The organism is Listeria sp. MAN/IMW/UF464 (assembly GCF_058683955.1).
In genome coordinates this window covers 462,692-485,173 of the sequence record NZ_JBZWZP010000002.1, presented here as the reverse complement: position 1 = coordinate 485,173, position 22,482 = coordinate 462,692, and the positions used below count along the sequence as shown (strand labels likewise).

The window sequence follows — 22,482 nt, the reverse complement described above, 5'->3', positions numbered from 1 at the left end:
CTCCTGCATATCATTCCACATTTTGCACTTGTTCCCGAATTTTCTCTAGCGTCGTTTTCATTTCAACCACTTGTTCGGTGATTTTTAGAGAACTTGCTTTGGATCCAATAGTATTGATTTCGCGGTTCATTTCTTGGATAAGAAAATCCAGCTTCCGTCCAATTGGTTCTTCGAGTAAAATAATACCATAAAATTGCTTTAAATGGCTCTTAGTTCGTTCTACTTCTTCATTAATATCTGCCTTTTCAAGTAGCATTGCGACTTCTGTAAGAACGATACTAGGATCAAATTGGTCGCCCACAACGTTTTGTAAGCGAGTTTCAATTTTTTCTTGATAATGTTTTTCTGTATTTGGAATTTCGGCTTGAATGATTTCCAAACTTGTCTCGAGTGCTGTAAGATGTTGTTTGAAATATAGCAGTAATTCTGCTCCTTCCATACTTCTCATCTCGTCCAGTCGCTCGGTTGCGCGGGCAAGTGTGTCTAAAACTAGTCGCTCTAGCTCGCTACTTGCTTCCACTTCTTCTTCAATAGAAAGATAAGCTTGTTCTTGAAGTAAATCGGTCATTGTAGGTAATTCTTGTAATTCATATCGAGCGCTTGCTTGTTTAATAAAACGGTAATAGCTGTCTGCGAGGTCCCAATCAATATGTAGTTCACGTTTTGAAATTTGTTCTCCTGTGATGGAAAAGAAACATTCAATTCTACCACGTTTGATTTGCTTACTTATCGTCTTTTTTAATTTTCCTTCTAAATAAGCAAGTTGTTTTGGCATCCGAAAAAGAAATTCGGAGTAGCGGTGGTTGACTGCTTTTAATTCAATGGTTACTTTGAACGCTTCAAATTCTTTCGTAGCACGCCCAAATCCCGTCATGCTTTTCACCATTTGGCAAGACACCTTTCATAACTTAAAGTTCCCTCTAAGATTACTTGAAATTTGTTCTGACTTCTTATTATACCAAAGCTACTTCATGCATACAATACATTTTCGGAATGTATGTTAAAATAGAAAGTAACTAACTCAAAAAAGGAATGAATAACTAATGGCGTTTGATGCAATGTTTTTAAAAGCAATGACAGAAGAACTTGCGGAACATGGTGAAAGTGGTCGTATTATGAAAATCCACCAACCATTTTCGCATGAACTTGTTTTATATATTCGAAAAAACCGTGAAAATAAACGTCTGCTAATTTCTTCGCACCCTAGCTATGCCCGAATTCAGTGGACCGATGATATTCCAGAAAATCCAGCAACACCACCAATGTTTTGTATGTTACTCCGGAAATATTTAGAAGGAGCAATTATTGAGTCTATCACGCAACTTCCTAATGAACGGATTTTACAATTTAGTATTCGCGGGAAAGATGATATTGGCGAAAACCGTTTTTGCGACTTATTTGTGGAAATTATGGGGCGCCACAGTAATATTACCCTTGTCGATCGTGCGAAAAATGTGATTGTCGACTGTATTAAACACGTTTCTCCAGCACAAAATAGTTACCGGACACTTTTACCGGGGGCGACTTACGTGTTACCGCCTGCATCAGATAAACTGAACCCATTCGAGGTTAATTCGGAGCAAATTCTGGATAGACTTGATTTTACAGCAGGTCGAATCGACAAACAACTCGTACAAAATTTTGCAGGATTTAGTCCATTACTCGCTCGAGAAATTGTTTTTCGTGCTGGAAATTTAACAGCCGACTCACTTGTTTCTGCCTTTTTTGAAGTGATTGGGCTAGTGAATGAGCATTTAGGAAGTGCCGCTGTTCCAAACGAATGGCGGATCCAAAATAAGGAAGATTATTATTTCTTCCCGCTCCGTCATGTTGATGCTGTGACAACTGAATTCGCTAATTTAAGTGCCCTTTTAGATCATTTTTATATCGGCAAAGCGCGTCGTGACCGTGTTCACCAATTTGCGCATGATTTGGAAAAACTGATTTCCAATGAACTCGCTAGAAGTAGACTGAAAATCGAAAAACTCGAAAACACCTTACTTGAAACAGAAAAAGCGGACGTTTATCGTATCCAAGGCGAGCTTCTAACAGCCAATTTACATTTAATGGAGCGCGGAATGGAAGAAATTACCGTCGAAAATTTTTACGATGATATGAAAAAAATGACGATCCCGCTTGACTCTAGAAAAACGCCATCTGCCAATGCGCAAAGTTACTTTAGTCGTTATCAAAAATTACGTAACGCCGTCGAAGTAGTAAAAGAGCAAATCGCACTTACTAAAGAAGAAATTACCTATTTAGAGTCCGTTGAAGCCCAACTAGAAACTTCCGGTCCAGAAGATGTGGAAGAAATTCGCCAAGAACTAGCTGAACAAGGCTATCTTCGTTACAAACAGAAAAAAGGCAGCCGTAAAAAAGCTACTTTACCCACACCAGAAAAATATACTTCTTCGACCGGCTTATCAATTTTAGTTGGAAAAAATAATAAACAAAATGATTATTTAACGAATAAATTAGCTCGAAATAATGAATATTGGTTCCACGTGAAAGATTTACCCGGTTCGCATGTTGTGATTCAGTCAAATAACCCGGATGAGACTTCCATTACAGAAGCTGCGATGATTGCTGCCTACTACTCCAAAGCACGTCTTTCAGCAACTGTCCCAGTCGACGGCACACTTGTAAAACACGTTAAAAAACCAAATGGCGCTAAACCTGGTTATGTTATTTACGATAATCAAACAACATATTTTGTCACACCAGATGAAAAGCTTGTTTTAGCGCTGAAAAATTAACGGTTCCCTCGCGGAGCCGTTTTTTCTTTCAAATTTAGGGTAGATATTATACTGACTTTACTTTTTTATTGGAAGGATGATAGACAAATGAAAATTTTATTAATTGGCGCTTCAGGTACGCTTGGTTCTGCGGTGAAAGAACGTTTGGAGAAAAAAGCCGAAGTGATTACTGCTGGTAGACATAGTGGTGATGTTACCGTGGATATAACAAATATTGATAGTATAAAAAAAATGTACGAACAAGTGGGTAAGGTAGACGCGATTGTTTCAGCAACTGGGAGTGCCACTTTTTCACCTTTAACGGAATTAACTCCAGAGAAAAACGCTGTGACAATTAGTAGTAAATTAGGCGGGCAAATTAATCTCGTTTTACTAGGAATTGACTCATTAAATGATAAAGGAAGCTTTACACTTACGACTGGGATTATGATGGAAGATCCAATCGTTCAAGGTGCTTCCGCTGCCATGGCTAACGGTGCAGTAACTGCTTTTGCAAAATCTGCGGCGATTGAAATGCCACGCGGAATTCGGATTAATACAGTGAGCCCGAATGTACTAGAAGAATCTTGGGATAAACTAGAACCATTTTTCGAAGGTTTCCTCCCAGTTCCTGCTGCAAAAGTTGCCCGTGCGTTTGAAAAAAGTGTTTTTGGTGCACAAACGGGTGAAAGTTATAAAGTATATTAATAAAAAACAGCTCACCTCTATCGGTGAGCTGTTTTTTATTTCCCCCAAACTTCTGGGTTTTTCTTCCATTCTTTCAAGGTTGCCATATCTTCAGTAGTAACGTAATTTTTATTTAAAGCGACTTCAATCAGTTCGTCATAATTTGTTAAAGTTACTAGTTTTGTATTAGATTCTTCCAGTAGTTTTTTACCTTTATCTAATCCATATGTAAAGATGGCTGCGATTCCTAGTACTTCCGCTCCAGCTTCTTCTAAAGCCTCAACTGCTTTAAGCGAACTTCCACCTGTTGAAATCAAATCTTCAATCACAACTACTTTTTGTCCTTTAGTAAGTGGCCCTTCGATTTGGTTCCCTTTGCCATGTTCTTTTGCTTTCGAACGCACGTAGACCATTGGTAAATCTAGTAAATCGCTTACCCAAGCGGCGTGCGGGATTCCTGCCGTCGCGGTTCCTGCTACAACATCTACTTCGCCAAAATTTTCTTTGATTTTTTCTGCTAACGATTTAGCGATATATTGACGAACTTTTGGAAAACCTAGTGTTAGACGATTATCACAGTAAATAGGTGATTTAATGCCGGAAGCCCAAGTGAATGGCTCATTTGGTTTTAAAAATACCGCTTTAATTTCTAATAATTGTTCCGCAACTTGTTTTTCAATACTCATGCATTCCACTCCTTCAAAACTTGATTATATGCTGCTACTGGGTCGTTTGCTCGAGTGATAGAGCGACCAACGACGATATTCGATGATCCAATCGAACGAGCTTTTTCAGGTGTTACGACGCGGATTTGATCGTCTGCTGCATCACTTGCTAATCGAATACCTGGCGTTACGCGTAAAAATTCAGAACCATTTTTTAGTTTAATTTCTTCTGCTTCGAGTGCTGAGCAGACAACACCATCTAGCCCTGCTTGTTTGGTTAAATCACTGTAATGTAGCACTGATTCAAGAAGACTAGCCTTTACTAATTGTTCCTTTTGCATGTCGGTTTCACTTGTACTAGTAAGTTGTGTCACTGCGATAAGTTTTGGACGTTTGCCACTTGTTGAACCTATTTCAAGACCTTCACGAGCAGCTTCCATCATTTTCTTTCCGCCTGATGCATGAACATTCACCATATCAACACCTAGTTTTGCCAAACCAATCATCGCACTTTTGACCGTATTTGGAATATCGTGGAGTTTCAAATCTAGAAAAATAGCATGATTTTGTTGCTTTATTTTTTCAACAATGGCTGGACCGTTACTATAAAAAAGTTCCATACCGACTTTTACGGATAAAGATTCTCCGGAAAACTGGGCTAAAAAAGCCTCTACTTCTTGGTAAGTTTGAAAATCTAGCGCGATAATTGGTTTATTCATTGGTTTAGTAGCTCCTTTTTAAGTTCTTGTAGAGAAGAAATGCCGAGTTCGTCCATTCTTTTTGGCAGTTCGGTAATTAATTTTGGGCAAATAAAGGGATCTGTAAAATTCATCGTTCCGACTGCGACTGCATCTGCCCCAGCAATTAAGAATTCTAGCACGTCATCAACGGTTTGCACGCCGCCCATGCCGATGATAGGAATATTACTTACAGCACGAACTTGATGAATCATCCGGATAGCAACTGGTTTAATCGCTGGTCCTGAAAGCCCACCTGTACCATTAGCGATGACTGGTTTTCTAGTTTTTAAATCTATCCGCATACCGAGTAACGTATTAATCATCGTTAGTCCATCTGCCCCCGCCGCTTCAATTGCTTGGGCGATGGAAATAATATCCGCTACATTCGGTGATAATTTTACATAAACTGGCACACTTGCGACACTTTTCACGGCTTTTGTTAAACGGTGCGCTACTTCCGGATCTGTTCCAAAAGCAATGCCGCCGTGTTTCACATTTGGGCAAGAAATATTGAGCTCGATTGCTTTTACTGCTTTTGATTCCCCGATTCGGGAGCAGACTTGAACATAATCGTCCTCCGTCGCACCTGCTACATTGGCGATAATCGGCGTTTCAAATTGCTCTAAAAATGGTAATTCATGGGCTAAAACATGTTCCAAACCAGGATTCTGTAAGCCAATTGCATTAAGCATTCCGCTCGCTGTTTCTGCTACTCGTGGTGTGGGATTTCCAAGTCTAGGTTCTGGTGTGACTGCTTTTGCCATAATCGCACCAAGTTCATTTAAATCATAGTATTTGCTATATTCTTGTCCGAATCCAAAACACCCAGATGCTGGCATAATCGGATTTTTTAAGGATAATCCTGGAATTTCTACCGCTAATCGATTCATAAACTCACCTCATCTGCACGAAATACTGGGCCATCCTCGCACACTTTAAATTGCTTCTTCGTATCCCCAGCTTTTGGACAAACACATGCATAGCAAGCTCCAATTCCACAAGCCATTCGTTCTTCTAAAGAAAGATATGTTTTTGTTTCTGGAAAACTTGCTTTCACAGCTTGTAACATCGCTTTTGGTCCGCAACTATAGATAACGTCTGGCTCTTCTGGAAAATTTTTCGTAACATCCGTGACAAAGCCTTGTGTTCCGTATGATCCATCGACTGTCGCAATATGCACAGTGCCGTATTCTGTCATTTCTTTTTCATAAAAACTGTCTTTTTCAGATTGGAACCCGTTTACAAACGTGACTTGTACGCCTTTATCAGCTAGTTCTTTACCAAGTTGATACATTGGAGGGACACCAATTCCACCCCCGATTAAAAGAGCGGTTTTTGGTGCCGGAGTAGTATTTAAATCAAAACCTTTTCCAAGCGGACCTAACACATCGATAGAATCCCCTTCTAAAAGACTGCTGAAATCTTTAGTCCCATCTCCTTCTACCCGGTACAAGAGAATGCATGTCTTTGCCGTTTTATCATAAGAACAAATACTGATCGGTCGTCTCATTAATAAATCAGAGCGACTAGGTTTTAGCATTAAAAACTGCCCCGGGGACATGTCGGCTACACATTCTCCTGATAAGATTAATTCGTATACTTTATCTGCAATTTCGGTTTGCTGAATGACTTTCATTTCCGTCTGTAACACGGTTCCACCCCGTTTCTTCTATTTATACACGTGCTTTAGGTTGCTTAACTTCACTGGCATTCATTGATTCTAGTTCGAAGGAGCGTGATTCAAGTACACGCAAGATTGCTTCTGCTGTATCAAGCGACGTACAAACTGGAATGCCATTTTCGACAGATTCACGACGAATTTGGAAACCATCACGTTCTGGACGTTTACCTGTAGTTAAAGTGTTCACTACGAGCGTTACTTGGCCGTTTCGAATGTAATCAATTAATGTTTCTTGATTTTCACCAATTTTTTTCACTTGTGAAACTGGGATTTCTGCTTCTTCTAGTGTGCTGGCTGTTCCTTTTGTAGCCATGATAGTGAAACCGATGCGATTAAATCTCTTAGCTAGTTCAACTGCTTCTTCTTTATCACGGTCAGCAACTGTTAGAAGTACTGTCCCATAATCATGCATCGTAGTTCCACTTGCTACAAAGCCTTTATAGAGAGCTTTTTCAAGCGTAACGTCTTTTCCCATAACTTCCCCGGTTGATTTCATTTCAGGTCCAAGTGATGTATCAACGCTACGCAATTTCGCGAAGGAGAACACGGGTACTTTTACAAAAATTTCTTGTTTTTCTGGTGCAAGTCCCGGCGTGTAACCAAGGTCAATCAAGTTTTCTCCTAAAATAACTCTTGTTGCCACATTCGCCATTGGGATTTCCGTGATTTTACTTAAAAATGGTGCTGTTCGGCTTGAGCGAGGGTTTACTTCGATAACGAAAACTTCTTCACCGTCAACAACATACTGGATGTTAAGCATACCGATAATGTTTAAGCCTGTTGCAAGTCTGGTCGTATAATCTACAATTGTATTTTTCACCTGTTCGCTTAAACGTTGTGCTGGATATACGGCAATCGAGTCACCAGAATGGACACCGGCACGTTCAATGTGTTCCATGATTCCAGGGATTAATACATTTTCGCCGTCGCTGATTGCGTCGACTTCTACTTCTTGACCGCTAACATAACGATCGACTAACACAGGATGTTTCGGATTAACTTTTACTGCATTTGTCATATAATGTTTTAACGCTTCTTCAGATTCTACAATTTCCATTGCCCGTCCACCAAGTACATAAGATGGTCGCACTAAGACTGGGTAGCCAATATCCGTTGCTACTTTGATTGCTGCTTCTACGGAAGTGGCTGTTTTTCCAGCTGGTTGTGGGATTTGTAAGATTTCTAATGCTTTTTCAAAAGCGTCGCGGTTTTCTGCACGGTCGGTATCTTCTAAGCTTGTACCAAGAATTTTAACGCCTCGTTTCGCAAGCCCATCTGCTAAGTTAATGGCAGTTTGTCCACCGAATTGTACGACAACGCCAAGTGGTTGTTCGATTTCGATTACATGCATAACATCTTCTAAAGTAAGTGGTTCAAAATACAGTTTGTCCGATATACTAAAGTCGGTAGAGACTGTTTCTGGGTTATTATTGATGATAATCGCTTCGTAACCCGCTTGTTGAATTGCCCAGACTGAATGTACTGTCGCGTAGTCAAATTCTACCCCTTGTCCAATCCGAATCGGACCAGAGCCAAGCACAATTACGCTTTCTTTACTTGAGCGTATCGACTCATTTTCATCTTCGTAGGTACTATAGAAGTATGGCGTAGTGGACTCAAATTCGGCCGCACATGTATCCACCATTTTATATACTGGGAAAAGATTTTGCGCTTTTCGTAAGTCGTATATTGCTTGTTCGTCGATATTCCTCCAGCAAGTGGCGATAAACGCGTCAGAAAAACCTGCTCGTTTCGCTTCTGCTAAAATTTCTTCGTTTTGCGGGTTTTCTTTCAAGCGATTTTCTAGTTCAATCGTTTTACTTAATTTGTATAGGAAGAATAAATCTATTTTTGTTTTCGCGTGTAGTTGTTCGATTGTTTGACCACGGCGCAATGCTGCTGCTAAGAAGAATAAGCGATCATCTTCTGGGAAACAAATTTTGCGTTCTAATGTTTCCGCGTCAGCATTTTCAGCTTCTTCGAGTAATAAATGGTCAGCACCGATTTCAAGGGAACGTACTGCTTTTAGAAGGGCTTCTTCCCATGAACGACCGATTGCCATAACTTCCCCAGTTGCTTTCATTTGTGTGCCAAGGCGACGATCCGCTTGTTCGAACTTATCAAAAGCAAACCGTGGGATTTTCGCAACAACATAATCTAGCGTTGGTTCAAAATGTGCGTATGTTGTTCCTGTTACTGGATTTCTAACTTCATCTAGTGTTAAGCCAACTGCGATTTTCGCTGCTAGTTTTGCAATCGGGTAACCAGTTGCTTTCGAGGCAAGTGCGGATGAACGACTCACACGCGGGTTTACTTCGATTACATAGTAGTTGTAACTATCCGGATCAAGTGCTAGCTGAACATTACAGCCACCTTCAATTTCCAGTGCGCGGATAATTTTTAATGAAACATCCCGCAACAGTTGGTATTCGCGGTCGGAAAGTGTTTGACTTGGTGCAACTACAATCGAATCGCCGGTATGTATGCCAACTGGGTCAATATTTTCCATGTTACAAACAACCATCGCGTTATTGTTCGCATCACGCATTACTTCATATTCTACTTCTTTAAATCCAGCGATACTTTTTTCTAGTAAGCACTGAGTTACTGGGCTTAATTTTAATCCGCTAGTTACTGTCTCAATTAATTCTTGTTCATTATGGCATATCCCGCCGCCAGAACCACCTAACGTATAAGCCGGGCGAACGATAACCGGGTAGCCAATTCGTTCTACAAAAGTATAAGCTTCGTCTAAATTATGGATAATATCGCTTTCTGGTACTGGTTCACCTAGTTCATTCATCAAATCACGGAAAGCTTCCCGGTCTTCCGCTTTTTTTATCGCTGTCAAATCAGTTCCAAGTACTTCCACATTACATTCATCCAAAATCCCCGCAGCTGAAAGTTCCATCGCCATGTTTAACCCCGTTTGTCCTCCAAGCGTAGGTAAAATGGCATCCGGACGTTCTTTACGAATGATGCGCGATACAAAATCAAGCGTAATTGGCTCAATGTATACTTTGTCAGCCATTTCTGCGTCTGTCATAATCGTCGCTGGATTCGAGTTCACTAATACTACCCGATAACCTTCTTCTTTTAAGCTTAAGCAAGCTTGAGTTCCCGCATAGTCAAACTCCGCTGCTTGTCCAATAACAATCGGGCCAGAGCCGATTACAAGAATTGTTTTTATATCGTCACGTTTAGGCATGTAATTCACCCTCCTCTTTCACATTCATCATTTCCATAAATTCGTCAAATAAATAGTTAACGTCACTTGGACCTGGGTTTGCTTCTGGATGATATTGTACGGTATAAGCTTGGTATTCCTTATGTGCAAGGCCTTCCACTGTTTCATCGTTTAATTCAATGTGCGTTACTTTTAAATCAGTGCCGATAAGCGATTCCTTTTCTACCGCATAACCGTGATTTTGCGCAGTGAAGTCAACGCGGCCAGTTGCTAATTCTTTTACTGGATGATTCGCACCACGATGACCGAACTTCAATTTGAACGTATCAGCTCCGTTCGCTAGTGCAAATAGTTGGTGCCCTAAGCAGATTCCAAATAATGGCAGTTTACCTTGAATACCGCGAATCATTTCTAGCGCTTCGGGTACATCTTTCGGGTCACCAGGTCCGTTTGATAACATCACGCCATCTGGATGCATGGCAAGGATTTCTTCGGCAGTTGTATTATAAGGAACAACCGTCACATAACAATTACGTTTATTTAGTTCTCGTAAAATCGAGCTTTTCACACCATAATCCACAAGGACAACTCGTTTACCATCGCCTGGACTTGCAAAAGCTTTAGCCGAAGATACTTCATGTACTTGGTCAACAGGCAAGCGTACAGAACGAAGATGGTGTAGCAATTCCTCTTTGTCTGCTGTTGCTGCTGATAAAATTCCTTTTAGCGTGCCTTCTTTACGAATTAATTTCGTTAATTTACGCGTATCAATTCCCGCGATTCCAGGAATGCCTTTTTCTTTTAAAAATTCATTTAAAGTAATTTGGTTGCGCCAGTTGGATGGATATTCTGCAGCTTCACGCACAACGACTCCTTTGACAGCTGGATTAATGGATTCAAAATCATCGCGGTTCACGCCGTAGTTTCCAACAAGTGGATACGTAAAAGTGATAATTTGCCCATAATATGAAGGGTCTGTGATTGTTTCTTGGTAGCCAGTCATTCCCGTATTAAAAACAACTTCACCGATTGTTTCTTTTTCACTACCAATTGCATCACCGATAAAGTAATTGCCATCTTCTAGCATTAAAATTCGCTTTGTCATTTGATTTCCCCCTCATTGTATACAAGTTCTCCTTCTGCAAACGTTGCTACCGGCCAGCCGATACACGTTTCTCCAACAAATGGTGTATTTTTTCCTTTTGAGTAAAAAGTAGCTGGATCAATAGTTGCTTCTTTTTCTAAATCAAGTACGACAATATCTGCTACTGCGCCTTCTTCTAGTTTTCCGTATGGGCGTTTAAAGCACTCTGCTGGCTTCACTGTCATCCAGTCGATAAGTTGTTTTAACGTCCATTCGTTCGTTTTGACAAAATGGGTGTATAGCAGTGGGAAAGCCGTTTCTAAACCGACAATACCGAATGCGGCTTGCTCCATTGGGACATTTTTTTCTTCCGCTGCGTGTGGTGCGTGGTCAGTTGCGATAAAATCAATCGTTCCATCTAGTAATCCTTCTAAAAGAGCCGCGCGATCTTCTTTGCTGCGAAGTGGTGGATTCATTTTCCAGTTGCCGTCATTTCCCGGAATGTCCTCTTCGTCGAGTATCAAGTGATGTGGCGAAACTTCTGCTGTGACACGGATACCCGCTCGTTTTGCATCACGTACCACGCGAACAGATTCTTTAGTCGAAATATGGCAAACATGATAGTGACAGCCGGCTGCTTCTGCTAGTAAAACATCACGCGCGATTTGAACCGATTCTGCAATGTTTGGAATGCCTTTAAGTCCTTCTTTTTCAGCAAAAATTCCGTCATGGACCACTCCGCCGTAAATGAGCGAGTTGTCTTCACAGTGAGCAACGATTGCCATATCTAGTGCTGCTGCTCGTTTCATTGCCTCGTACATTGTTCCGGCTAGCTGTACGCCCACGCCATCATCTGTAAAAGCAAATGCTCCAGCTTCTTTTAAAGCTTCAAAATCTACTAGCTCGTCCGTTCCAAGACTCGTTGTAATGGATGCGTATGGTAACACTCGAACTTCTGCTGTTTCTTTAATTTTTGCTTGTAAACTGTTCATTACTTCTTTGGAATCTGGAACAGGTTTTGTATTAGGCATCGAACAAATCGTTGTATATCCTCCGCGTGCTGCTGCTTTTGTTCCGGTCAAAATGGTTTCTTTATGTTCTCCGCCTGGTTCGCGAAGATGTACGTGAACATCGATAAAGCCTGGTGCGATTAGTTTTCCAGTTGCATCATATTCTTCGCCACTTGTTACTTCAATCGAATCTGCAATCAAGTTGACTTTGCCGTTTTGGATAAGTACATCTTTGTTCTCTAGTTCGCCTGATTCATTTAACACTTGACCATTTTTTAATACGTACATACTTTCGCCCTCATTTCCTGTTCTTTTAAAATTGATTCCAAAATTGCCATTCTTATAAAAACGCCATTTGTCATTTGCGTAACAATGCGTGATTTTTCGCTTTCAACTAAGCTATCAGCAATTTCAACGTCGCGGTTCACGGGGCTTGGGTGCATGATGATTGCATCTTGTTTTAATTTCGCTGCCCGTTCAACCGTAAGTCCAAATTTTTCGTGATAACTTGCTTTTGTAAATTGTTCTGTTCCACTATGTCGCTCATGTTGTACACGCAACAGCATCATCACATCGACTTTTTCAACAATCTCATCGACGGGTAAGTAAGTGCCGTATTCTAAGTAGCTATCATCAAACCATTCTCTCGGTCCGGAGAAAAACAACTTCGCTCCAAGTCTTTTTAATACTTTCATATTTGAGTTCGCTACTCTGCTGTGCCTTATATCGCCAGCAATCGCCACTTTTAAATCTTGAAAAGTCCCAAATTGTTCTTTTATCGTGAATAAGTCTAGTAGTGATTGACTCGGATGTTCCCCGCAGCCATCTCCGCCGTTTACGATAGCAATATTTAATTTATCAAGTCCGGCATAGTAGTTTTCTTCAGAATGTCTGATAACTGCTACATTTACTCCGACAGCTTCCATAGTTAACAGTGTGTCGTAAAGCGTTTCGCCCTTTGTCATGCTAGAAGTTGCTGCGTCAAAGGACACAACCTCTACTCCTAACTTTTTCTCTGCTACTTCAAAACTCGTATGCGTTCTAGTACTTGGTTCAAAAAACATATTTACTGCAAAAGCTTGTTCTTTCAACGTTGCTTTTTTTCCGTGCTTAAACTGTGCCGCCTGCTCTAATAAATGCTCGATTTCATGGACGGTTAATGCTTCCATTGACAACAAATTTTTCATTCAAAGCGCCACCTTTTCTCATTCATTTTATACAAAAACCTCTGTGAAATTTTGTCTGCAGAGGTTTTTTATGATGTGTTATGCTGATTTATGCTCGGCTGGTAATACTAAGTTTAAGATAATCCCAATGACTGCTGCGAGTGCCATACCAGATAGTTCGAACGTTCCAGCTTTAATGAACAAGCCACCAATTCCTACTACTAGTACAACAGAAGCGATAATCATATTACGATTGACACTTAAATCAATTTTGTTTTCAATCATCATTCGAAGTCCACTTGTCGCAATAACCCCAAAGAGTAGCAGGGAAATTCCGCCTAGAACTGCTGTTGGAACCGAGGTGATAACTGCATTAATGTAGCCGATAAATCCGAAGAGGATAGCGAAAACTGCCGCGCCTCCTATAACAAACACGCTATATACTTTTGTAATTGCTAGAACACCAATGTTTTCACCGTATGTTGTTACAGGTGGTCCACCGATTAACGATGCGATAATCGAAGCCGTACCATCCGCAAGCAAGGAACGATGAAGTCCTGGATCTTTGAAAAAGTTTTTATTTGTAATTCGATTAAGTAGTAATTGATGTCCCATATGTTCTGCCATCGTAACAAACGCTAGTGGCGCCATACTAAGGATAACTGTAACAGTAATAACTGGGTCGATATTTACAAATGGAATACTGAAATCTGGCACTTGGAAAAACGAAGCATTTTTGATTAACGTGTAATCTACCATGCCGAAAGCCATACTTGTTAAGTAACCTACTGTGAAGCCAAACAAAATCGGAATCAAGCCCATAAATCCTTTGAAAAACATCATGGCGATTATGGTTGCAAGGAGCGTGATTATTGCTACAACTAAAGTTTCTAAACTATATTTACCATTGTTCGTTCCCATCGCCATCGCAGCCGCACTTGGAGCTAGCGACAAACCGATAACCATAATAACTGGTCCAACAACAATTGGCGGTAATACTTTTTGAATCCAATCAACACCCGCGTAATAAACAATCAAAGAAACAATTGCATAAACTACTCCGACTGAGAAAGTTCCGACCATAACTGCGCCCGGCCCTCCGCCTGATTTTGCTGCAAGTAATGCTGTAATTGGTGCAATAAAGGTAAAGGAAGAACCTAGATATGCGGGTATTTTCCCGCGAGTAATTCCTAGATAAGCAAGTGTCCCGAGCCCGCTAGATACAAGCGCCACTCCCGGACTTAACCCTGTCACACTTGGCACAAAGATAGTAGAGCCAAACATGGTGAAAAGGTGCTGGATGCTAAGAATAATCCATTTATTAAAGCTTGGTTTTTCGTGTATATCTAGTACTGGTTTTGTCACTGTTTCTGTCGTTTCTGTCATTTTCTTCCCTCTTTCTTCATAAAAAATACCCCTTGCCTCGGTCGACAAAGAGTATAGAATAATCCCCTATAGAAATTAATCACTCTTTGTCAGCCTCACAGGACTGCTTTTAAAAAAGTGGTACATTGTTATTCATTTTTGTTGATAATAACCGCATCTTCTGAATGATCCACATCGGTCAAGCGCACTTCTACTCGCTCGTTACCTGAAGTTGGAATATTTTTCCCTACGTAGTCTGCTCTGATTGGAAGCTCTCTATGACCCCGATCAGCCAGCACTGCAAGGTGAATTTGCGCAGGTCTACCTACATCCATTAATGCGTCCATTGCGGCACGCACAGTTCGACCTGTATAAAGCACATCATCTACAAGAACGACTTTTTTTCCATTAATATCAAATGGAATGTTCGTCCCATGTACAGCGGGTTCGCGCGTTTTATCATCTTTGAAAGATAAGTCATCGCGATAAAGCGTAATGTCAATATCCCCAACTGGCACGTCAATACCTTCAATTTCAAGTATCCGCTTATGCAAACGCTCCGCAAGATAAATACCACGAGTCTTAATACCGACAAGCGCTAAATTCTTTGTCCCTTTGTTTCGTTCGATGATTTCGTAACTAACCCGGGTAAGCGCGCGTTTGATTGCCGCCTCGTCCATGACAACTACTTGTTTTTGCATCCGAAATCTCTCCTTTTGTGCAAAAAAATAACCCTCTGCCAGTGTAAGCAAGGGAACGCGTACGAGTATACAAATAACCCGTCAAATTATCGTCACCTTCTTAGCCTCTCTGGACTATGTTAAAGGACTTTATTTCATTATATTCATCTTACCTGAAAGAACTCTCCCTGTCAATCAAAAAAATATAAAACATGTTATACTGTTTATAATAAAATAAAGGAGGCCAAAGTTATGGCTACATCTAAAGCGAAAAAGAAACGCCAAAAACTAGTGCGCGAAGGTCGTTTAAATCCAGAAATCAAACGAAGTCCCTTTGCACTAATTGATCTAAGCTCCAAGCAAACAAAAACTAAAAAAGGATATCTTTATAGTAGGAAAAAGAAGAATCACCAAGAAGATGATTCTTTTTTTGCGGTTTTTTTTAAGTTTTCACATTTTATACATAAAACGGTTTAAAATAATGGGCTCACTCTAGAAATTATTCCTCTTTTTTTATGCTTTATGCTATGCTTTAATAGCTAAAAAAACATCTACTTAAGAGGTGAATAGAATGAGCATTATGAATAGTTTATTACAACAGAAAGAAACCGTCGTTAAAGGTTGGCTTACATATTATGTATCTGTGGATGATCCATATGTTTTTGCCTTAAAAGATGACCACCGCCTAATGGACGAAACCGGTTTTGTCTTGGAAAATTTATTTATTGGTATGACCGAAGACCTTGCAAAAATGAATACATTCGCTCGTGAATTAGGAAAGGCACAATTTATTACATCACTTGGCATTTCACGCATTTTATTTCATATTCGTTTACTAGAAGAATTTTTACTAGATTATGCCTCGGAAATAAATGCAGAATGTAATAATTACCGCGAGTTATATCTTTTTAGCATCAAACTCCACCAAGTATTTAGTAGTTTCACACAACATTTAATCGAAGGATACACACTCGCTACAGAACAATTAGTCCAACAAAAAGAAAACCAAATCATCAAAAGTTCAACAAAACTAATTTGGCTTGCTGAAAAAGTATTTCTTTTGCCACTTATAGGAAAAATAACGGATGAACGAGCAAAACAAATTACCGAAACAGCTCTTTTTGAAACGTGCGAACAGCCCGTAAACTATTTGATTATTGACTTATCTGGCGTACAATTTGATTCAGCTAATATTGGCGAATATATTGAGCACTTCTTCTCTTCACTCAAACTTGTCGGAGTGACACCAATCATTACCGGAATGCAGCCGGAAACCGCCAAAATAATGGTACAAGCCAACTTGACCGAGCAAAAAGGCATTAAAACATTTGCTACTTTACGTCAAGCAACTAAATCACTTATCAAAGAAAAAGAAGCAAGAAACGCCCTTAAGTAGGCATTCTTGCTTCTTTTTTAGTTTTCTTGTCGTAATGATTTAAGCGCTTGTTCAAAAGAATCTGGTAGTGGTGCTTCAAAGGTCATTCGTTCGTTTGTCGTCGGATGATCAAATCCTAGTTTGGCCGCATGAAGGAATTGTCCATTACCTTTTATTGTATTTTTTGGTCCGTATTTTGGATCACCAGCTAGCGGATGACCAATATATTTAAGGTGGACACGAATTTGGTGTGTCCGCCCCGTGTCAAGCTTACAGTTAATAAGAGTATAACCAGGCAAACGCTCAATTACTTCAAAATGAGTCCGCGCTTCTTTGCCGTCACGAACAACAGCCATTTTTTGACGGTCTTCTTTTGCTCGACCAATTGGCGCTTCAATCGTTCCTTTTTGATGGACAATATCACCATGGACGAGTGCGATATATTCTCGATCAGATGTTTTATCTTTTAATTGTTTGGCTAGTGATTCATGCGCATGGTCGTTTTTCGCAACCATAAGCAATCCCGATGTATCTTTATCAATTCGGTGAACAATCCCTGGACGAATTTTACCATTTATACCAGATAAATCATCACAATGAAACAATAAAGCATTTACAAGCGTTCCACTCGCATGACCAGCTGACGGATGAACCACCATTCCTTCAGGCTTATTTACAACGAGCATATCTTTGTCTTCAAAATAAATATCAAGTGGAATATCTTCGGCTAAAATCTCCAGTTCTTCTGGTTCACGAGCTTCATAACGAATTTCGTCTCCTACTTGAACTTTATAATTCGGCTTCGCAAGTTCTCCGTTTACCGTTATATCGCCGTTTTTTAGCATAAGTTGTATCGCTGAACGACTTTTTCCCATCATTTCAGCAATAACTTTATCCACACGTTCCCGAGCGTGACTCTCTTCTATAATCAATGTTTCATTCTGCATTATTTAATTCCTTTCGTTTTGCGGTCGTCTACAAAAACATACACGAGCATTAGTACGACACCAACTGAAAGCGCGGCATCTGCCACATTAAAGATTGGGAAGTAATAATTTCCCCACACTGTTTGTACAAAATCCACCACTTCCTGATGCAAGATCCGGTCGATAAAATTACCAATCGCACCACCTAGAATAAACGCTAAACTAATGGAAAATAGTCGCTTTCCTTTGGCATATTTTTGCATAATATAAATTATAATTCCAATAACGATTACAGTAATAAGATAGAAAAACCACATATGCCCTTCTAAAATACTCCAAGCTGCTCCGTCATTACGATAGCTTGTCCAGTATAAAAATCCAGGAATAACTTCTATTTTCTGTCCAATTTCCATGTTTTGAACAACAATCCATTTTGTCAATTGGTCTAGCGCAATCACGGCTAGGGTGATTAGATAATAATACATTTTTCGAACCCTCTTTTCACATCAGTTAGATAAAAAGTACGCGCTCCCCTTTAAACTTAAGAAGAGCGCATTGCTTCTTTGTTATTGTATGATAAATTGAAGCAAAAATAAAGCTGCAATCACATACATGACTGGTGAAGTACGTTCTTCGTTCTTCGTAAAAGCGCGAAGAATTGGATACGCGATAAAACCAGCCGCAATTCCGTCTGCAATACTATACGTCAGCGGGATTAACACAATAATCAGTAGTGCTGAAAAAGTTTCTGCCGGATTGGATAAATCCATTTCTTTAAATTCTTGCAGCATCGACATCCCAATTACAACTAAAATGGGCGCGATTGCACTGTTCGGAATAAAAGATAATACCGGCATTAAGAAAAGGGATGCGATAAAGAACAGACCAGTCGTTATTGTTGCCAGACCGGTTTTTGCTCCACTCGCAAACATCGAACCACTTTCAAGCGCAGAGATGGTTGGACTTGTACCAAATAAGCCAGATAAAAAGGCAGTTAGGGAGCTCGCTTTTAAAACGCGTGGTAATTTTTCGGTTTGTTTTAGTTGTCTTACTTGACCATTTGTAAGACCAACCGTTTCAAACACAATGACCATTGTCATCGTAAAGACGGCGCTCCAAAAACTAACGCTCGCCATCCCAGAAAAATCAGCTTTAAAGAGAACATCACTCCACGGCGCAACACTAATCGAAGCGCCATCAGCTTTCCCGGTTACACCAAACATTACTCCAACAAGTGTTCCGATAATTAAACTCCATAAGAAAGTGCCTGGAACTTTTCGGATAACTAAAATCATCGTTAGTAAAAGTGTAACTAGTGTTGCTAAGACGAATGGATCGCTTAAATCTCCAACTGCAATTATGGCATGTTTCCCACTTGTTACGATTCCGCCTTTTTCAAGCCCTAGGAAGATTAAGAAAATGCCTAACCCGACCGTAATGGCTTGTTTTAAAATGAGCGGGATAGCTTTATTTAGTTTTCCTGCAAGTGGTGTGAACGCAAGAATCATAAATAATAAGCCACTCATCGTAACAGCAGCAAGTGCAACCTGCCAACTTAGTCCCATTCCTTGAACAAGGGTATACGCAAACAGCGCATTAATCCCCATTCCTGGCATTAGAATAAGTGGTGCATTTGCCCAAAACCCCATAATCAAACAACCTAACGCCGAAATAAAAATCGTCGCAAGGACTGCTCCTTGATAAGGAACTCCAGCCTCAGCTAAAATCGAGCTATTGACGACAATAATATACGCCACCGTAAAAAAGCCAATCATCCCAGCTAAAAATTCAGTCCGGATATTGGTTTTATGCTCGTTCAGCCGAAATACTTTGTTGAAAAATTTCTGCATACTTTTTCCTCATTATGAAATTGTCCCTCTCCCAACCCGCAGAGTATTGCCCCTGCCACAGAACTTTATTATAACAAAGATAGTACATATACGAAAGGAAAAGTTTTTTGTTACGCCTCCAGATTTTCTTATTTATGCTATAATCTTTAAGGATGTAAAAAGGAGATGATTACTTGCAACAAACAGTCACATACGGAGCTAAATGGAAACAATTTTTAACGATATTCACACCGATTGTCATTACGCAACTTACGCTTTTTTCTATGACATTTTTTGACACCACGATGAGCGGAAATTATTCGAATCAGGCGCTGGCTGGTGTAGCGATTGGCAGCTCGTTTTGGGCTCCAGTGAATGCAGCCTTTTCTGGATTATTAATGGCAATTACACCAATCATTGCCCAGTTAATTGGAGCGAAGAAAGAAAAACAAGTCAAAAACACCGTGCATAATGGTTTATATATTGCTTTATTTTTAGCTTTTATTTTAATTCTTATTAATTTTTTAGTCGTTCCAACGATTTTGACGCATATGCCTGTCACCGCAGAAGTTGCGCATATCGCTCGCCACTTCTTAAATGGAATATGTATTGGGATTCCTGCTTTTTTTATTTCAGCAATTTTACGTTCATTCATTGATTCGCTTGGTTTGACTAGAGTCACCATGTTAATCACGCTTTGTACAGTTCCTTTTAATATCTTTTTAAATTACTGCTTTATTTTTGGGAACTTCGGTTTTCCGGAAATGGGTGGTGCTGGTAGTGGTTACGCGACAGGGATTACGTATTGGCTCGTTGTTTTAGTTAGTGTGATTCTGATTCAAACACAAACGAGATTGCGTAAATTCGGTATTTTTAAAGGCCTCACAGCGCTTCGTTTTTCTAAAGTAAAAGAAATTATCGGGATTGGAGTGCCAAATGGGTTAACAATTTTATTTGAAACGAGTATTTTCTCAGCGGTTACGATTTTAATGGGTGCTTTTGGGACGGAGACGATTGCAGCGCATCAATCAGCAAATAGTGTTTGTACGTTGCTTTACGCCTTCCCGCTTAGTGTCGCTTCCACGCTAACCATCCTTGGCGGTTACGAAACCGGCGCAAAACGGTTAAAAGATGCCAAACAATATCGCCATATTGGTATGACGGCAGCGATTCTAATTGGCTGTATTAATGGAGCGATACTGTTTTTCTTCCGTGATATTATTGCTGGCTTCTACACGAATGACGCAGAATTAAGTGATTTAATTATGCATTTCTTAGTATATGCGATATTATTTCAATTTGCAGATGCCGTTTTATCACCTGTTCTTGGGGCGCTTCGGGGTTATAAAGATGTTGCAATTACCTCGATTATCGCCTTTATCTCCTATTGGTTAATTGGACTCCCAGTAGGTTACGGGTTATCCTTTACAAATTTAGGACCATTTGGTTACTGGATAGGATTGAGTACTGGCTTGTTTGTCGCCGCGTTTATTTTATCCATTCGGGTTCGTAAAACGGAACGTAAGCTTTCTTTAAATGCAAAAAACGCAGAGATTTCGAGTTAATCTCTGCGTTTTTTTATTTAGCTAAACCATCATGAATTTTATCAAGATTATAGCGCATCATTTCTAAATAAGTGTCGCCTTCTTCGCCTTTTTTCGCAGTAGAATCCGTGAAGATTTTAGCGAAAATTGGTACGCCGGTTTCCTTAGATACACTTTCCATACTGCGCGGATCCACGCTCGTTTCGACAAATAAGTTAGGTACTCGCTCTTTTTCAACGATACTAATAATTTGTTTCATTTGGTCAGGTGTGCCTTGACTTTCCGTGTTGATTTCCCAAATGTACGCAGCTTTTAAACCATAGCGAGCAGCAAAATATTTAAATGCCCCTTCACTTGTCACTAATGTTTTTTGATTTTCTGGTAAATCTGCAAATTTTTGTTTTGCCTCTTTATCCAGTGTTGCTAGTTTATCGATATATTTTTTGGCGTTTTCTTTATAAAAATTAGCATTGTCTGGATCAGCCTTTACAAGGGCATCGCGTACATTTTCCGTATAAATAATACCGTTATGAAGATCTAACCAAGCGTGCGGGTCTGTTTCAGAAGTCTTTCCTTTTTCTGTTAAATATTTTGGTTTTACCCCTTTACTTAACTCGACTACTTGATCTTTGTCATCTCTTGATTTATCAGCTGTTTCGAGCATTCGGTCAAACCAACCATTCCCAGTTTCTAAGTTTAAGCCATTGTAAAAAATTAAATCTGCATCTGCTGCGCTTTGAATATTATCTGGCAAAGGATCATATTCATGCGGGTCAACGCCAACCGGTACGATGCTATGGAGTTCAATTTTATCCTCACCGACATTTTTTACAATATCCGCTAAAATGGAGTAGGTAGCCACCACATTTAATTTGTCCCCTGTTTTTTTCGTGTCGCTATTTTGGCTTGAACACCCCGCCAGTACTAATACTAAAGCGAAAAGCGTTCCAACTATAACTTTTTTCATTCGATAACCTCCTTCTTTTTAGAAAACAATAATCCTTGTTTTGGTGCGAATAAAAAGGCAATAAAGAAAATAATTGTTGCAACTAATACCATTGCCGCACCTGATGCTAAGTTGAAAATATAACTGAAATAAAGTCCAATAATTGCACTCACTGCGCCAAATGTGGAAGCGAGCATAATCATTTTAGATAATTTATTTGTGAGGAGATACGCTGTTGCAGCTGGTGTAATTAACATTGCCACTACTAAGATAATTCCAACTGTTTGTAAGGCCGAAACCGTCACAAGTGTCAGCAGTAGCATTAAGAAGTAGTGTAAGAACCGCACATTTAAACCATATGCTTCTGCCATCACAGGATCAAATGAGCTTACTAGAAATTCTTTATAAAATATTGCGACTAGCGAAATAACCAGTATCGCGATAATAATTGTCATCCACATATCCGAACTCCGCACCGCAAGCACATTTCCGAATAAGATATGGTACAAATCGGTACTACTCTTCGCAAATGAAATTAAAATAATCCCGAGCGCGAAAAATGCACTAAACACGATGCCGATTGCTGTATCATTTTTAATCCGACTTTTTTGATTAACAAAGCCGATGCCAAGTGCTGCTGCAATGCCGAATGTTGCTGCACCTATGAAGAAGTTCATCCCCATCATATAAGAAATTGCTACACCAGGTAACACCGCATGAGAGATCGCATCACCCATTAACGACATTCCTCGCAAAATGATAAAACTACCAATTACACCTGATACAATACCAACTGTCACGGAAGTAATAAGCGCTTTTTGTAAAAAACCATATTGCATTAATCCTTCTAAAAACAGCATCT

At 39.9% G+C, this 22,482-nt stretch carries 20 protein-coding genes and 1 pseudogene; 5 read left to right on the top strand and 16 right to left on the bottom strand.

Annotation, left to right across the window (positions count from 1 at the left end):
* Positions 1-10 precede the first annotated feature (10 nt).
* A complete protein-coding gene (locus AC4PG0_RS09630) occupies positions 11-886 on the bottom strand; it encodes a YicC/YloC family endoribonuclease (RefSeq protein ID WP_003762948.1) in 876 nt (291 codons plus the stop codon).
* 157 nt (positions 887-1,043) lie between these two features.
* Here AC4PG0_RS09630 and fbpA point away from each other — a divergent pair, with 157 nt between their 5' ends.
* Together fbpA and AC4PG0_RS09620 are read left to right on the top strand one after the other, a co-directional pair.
* Complete coding sequence (fbpA, locus tag AC4PG0_RS09625; protein ID WP_492167649.1) at positions 1,044-2,756, top strand: Rqc2 family fibronectin-binding protein FbpA; 1,713 nt, start codon at positions 1,044-1,046, stop codon at positions 2,754-2,756.
* Between the two features lie 87 nt (positions 2,757-2,843).
* Positions 2,844-3,443, top strand: coding sequence for a short chain dehydrogenase (locus tag AC4PG0_RS09620; protein ID WP_003769304.1), 600 nt, complete (start codon positions 2,844-2,846; stop codon positions 3,441-3,443).
* 35 nt (positions 3,444-3,478) lie between these two features.
* On the opposite strand, the gene pyrE is transcribed toward AC4PG0_RS09620, so the two are convergent.
* From pyrE to pyrR, 10 genes and pseudogenes are all read right to left on the bottom strand, one after another.
* Entirely contained in the window at positions 3,479-4,108 is a 630-nt protein-coding gene (pyrE, locus tag AC4PG0_RS09615) for an orotate phosphoribosyltransferase (protein ID WP_409353473.1), read from the bottom strand.
* Positions 4,105-4,806 (bottom strand): orotidine-5'-phosphate decarboxylase, encoded by a 702-nt coding sequence (gene pyrF, locus AC4PG0_RS09610; protein WP_003769309.1) that lies wholly within the window; start codon positions 4,804-4,806, stop codon positions 4,105-4,107. The genes pyrE and pyrF overlap by 4 nt, the downstream gene beginning before the upstream one ends.
* Entirely contained in the window at positions 4,803-5,717 is a 915-nt protein-coding gene (locus AC4PG0_RS09605) for a dihydroorotate dehydrogenase (RefSeq protein ID WP_003762958.1), read from the bottom strand. Before AC4PG0_RS09605 ends, pyrF begins: the two co-directional genes overlap by 4 nt.
* Positions 5,714-6,481, bottom strand: a pseudogene (locus tag AC4PG0_RS09600) (dihydroorotate dehydrogenase electron transfer subunit); the annotation flags it as partial. The pseudogene AC4PG0_RS09600 and the gene AC4PG0_RS09605, both read right to left, overlap by 4 nt.
* Positions 6,482-6,500: 19 nt before the next feature.
* The gene (gene carB, locus AC4PG0_RS09595) at positions 6,501-9,716 is read right to left on the bottom strand and encodes a carbamoyl-phosphate synthase large subunit (protein ID WP_492167648.1); all 3,216 of its coding nucleotides are present in this window, start codon (positions 9,714-9,716) and stop codon (positions 6,501-6,503) included.
* Positions 9,709-10,800 carry a carbamoyl phosphate synthase small subunit gene (locus AC4PG0_RS09590; RefSeq protein ID WP_003762963.1) on the bottom strand — a complete coding sequence of 364 codons (1,092 nt, stop codon included), beginning with the start codon at positions 10,798-10,800 and terminating at the stop codon, positions 9,709-9,711. The genes carB and AC4PG0_RS09590 overlap by 8 nt, the downstream gene beginning before the upstream one ends.
* Positions 10,797-12,077, bottom strand: coding sequence for a dihydroorotase (gene pyrC / locus AC4PG0_RS09585; protein WP_492167647.1), 1,281 nt, complete (start codon positions 12,075-12,077; stop codon positions 10,797-10,799). Before pyrC ends, AC4PG0_RS09590 begins: the two co-directional genes overlap by 4 nt.
* The gene (locus tag AC4PG0_RS09580) at positions 12,065-12,976 is read right to left on the bottom strand and encodes an aspartate carbamoyltransferase catalytic subunit (RefSeq protein ID WP_003762966.1); all 912 of its coding nucleotides are present in this window, start codon (positions 12,974-12,976) and stop codon (positions 12,065-12,067) included. Before AC4PG0_RS09580 ends, pyrC begins: the two co-directional genes overlap by 13 nt.
* Before the next feature lie 78 nt (positions 12,977-13,054).
* The gene (locus tag AC4PG0_RS09575) at positions 13,055-14,341 is read right to left on the bottom strand and encodes a solute carrier family 23 protein (RefSeq protein WP_492167646.1); all 1,287 of its coding nucleotides are present in this window, start codon (positions 14,339-14,341) and stop codon (positions 13,055-13,057) included.
* Between the two features lie 128 nt (positions 14,342-14,469).
* Positions 14,470-15,021: a bifunctional pyr operon transcriptional regulator/uracil phosphoribosyltransferase PyrR gene (pyrR, locus tag AC4PG0_RS09570; RefSeq protein WP_003762971.1), complete on the bottom strand. Its 552-nt coding sequence runs from the start codon at positions 15,019-15,021 to the stop codon at positions 14,470-14,472.
* A 231-nt stretch (positions 15,022-15,252) separates the two neighbouring features.
* On the opposite strand from pyrR, the gene brfA reads away from it, so the two are divergent.
* Positions 15,253-15,477 carry a ribosome rescue factor BrfA gene (gene brfA, locus AC4PG0_RS09565; protein ID WP_003762973.1) on the top strand — a complete coding sequence of 75 codons (225 nt, stop codon included), beginning with the start codon at positions 15,253-15,255 and terminating at the stop codon, positions 15,475-15,477.
* A 94-nt stretch (positions 15,478-15,571) separates the two neighbouring features.
* Positions 15,572-16,396: an STAS domain-containing protein gene (locus AC4PG0_RS09560; RefSeq protein WP_045554492.1), complete on the top strand. Its 825-nt coding sequence runs from the start codon at positions 15,572-15,574 to the stop codon at positions 16,394-16,396.
* A gap of 17 nt (positions 16,397-16,413) precedes the next feature.
* Here the strand turns inward: AC4PG0_RS09560 and AC4PG0_RS09555 are convergent, their stop codons facing one another.
* The 3 genes from AC4PG0_RS09555 to AC4PG0_RS09545 all read right to left on the bottom strand — a co-directional run bounded on the left by AC4PG0_RS09555 (position 16,414) and on the right by AC4PG0_RS09545 (position 19,151).
* Complete coding sequence (locus AC4PG0_RS09555) at positions 16,414-17,322, bottom strand: RluA family pseudouridine synthase (RefSeq protein WP_031649447.1); 909 nt, start codon at positions 17,320-17,322, stop codon at positions 16,414-16,416.
* Positions 17,322-17,786, bottom strand: a complete 465-nt coding sequence (gene lspA / locus AC4PG0_RS09550; RefSeq protein WP_003729506.1) for a signal peptidase II — start codon at positions 17,784-17,786, stop codon at positions 17,322-17,324. The genes AC4PG0_RS09555 and lspA overlap by 1 nt, the downstream gene beginning before the upstream one ends.
* An 81-nt stretch (positions 17,787-17,867) precedes the next feature.
* Entirely contained in the window at positions 17,868-19,151 is a 1,284-nt protein-coding gene (locus AC4PG0_RS09545; protein WP_492167645.1) for an NCS2 family permease, read from the bottom strand.
* Positions 19,152-19,324: 173 nt separating this feature from the next.
* Between AC4PG0_RS09545 and AC4PG0_RS09540 the strand changes: the two genes are divergently transcribed.
* Complete coding sequence (locus tag AC4PG0_RS09540; protein ID WP_003762981.1) at positions 19,325-20,695, top strand: MATE family efflux transporter; 1,371 nt, start codon at positions 19,325-19,327, stop codon at positions 20,693-20,695.
* Between the two features lie 13 nt (positions 20,696-20,708).
* Here the strand turns inward: AC4PG0_RS09540 and AC4PG0_RS09535 are convergent, their stop codons facing one another.
* Positions 20,709-21,641: a metal ABC transporter substrate-binding protein gene (locus AC4PG0_RS09535; RefSeq protein ID WP_492167644.1), complete on the bottom strand. Its 933-nt coding sequence runs from the start codon at positions 21,639-21,641 to the stop codon at positions 20,709-20,711.
* The gene (locus AC4PG0_RS09530; protein WP_003767474.1) at positions 21,638-22,480 is read right to left on the bottom strand and encodes a metal ABC transporter permease; all 843 of its coding nucleotides are present in this window, start codon (positions 22,478-22,480) and stop codon (positions 21,638-21,640) included. Before AC4PG0_RS09530 ends, AC4PG0_RS09535 begins: the two co-directional genes overlap by 4 nt.
* Positions 22,481-22,482: the final 2 nt, after the last annotated feature.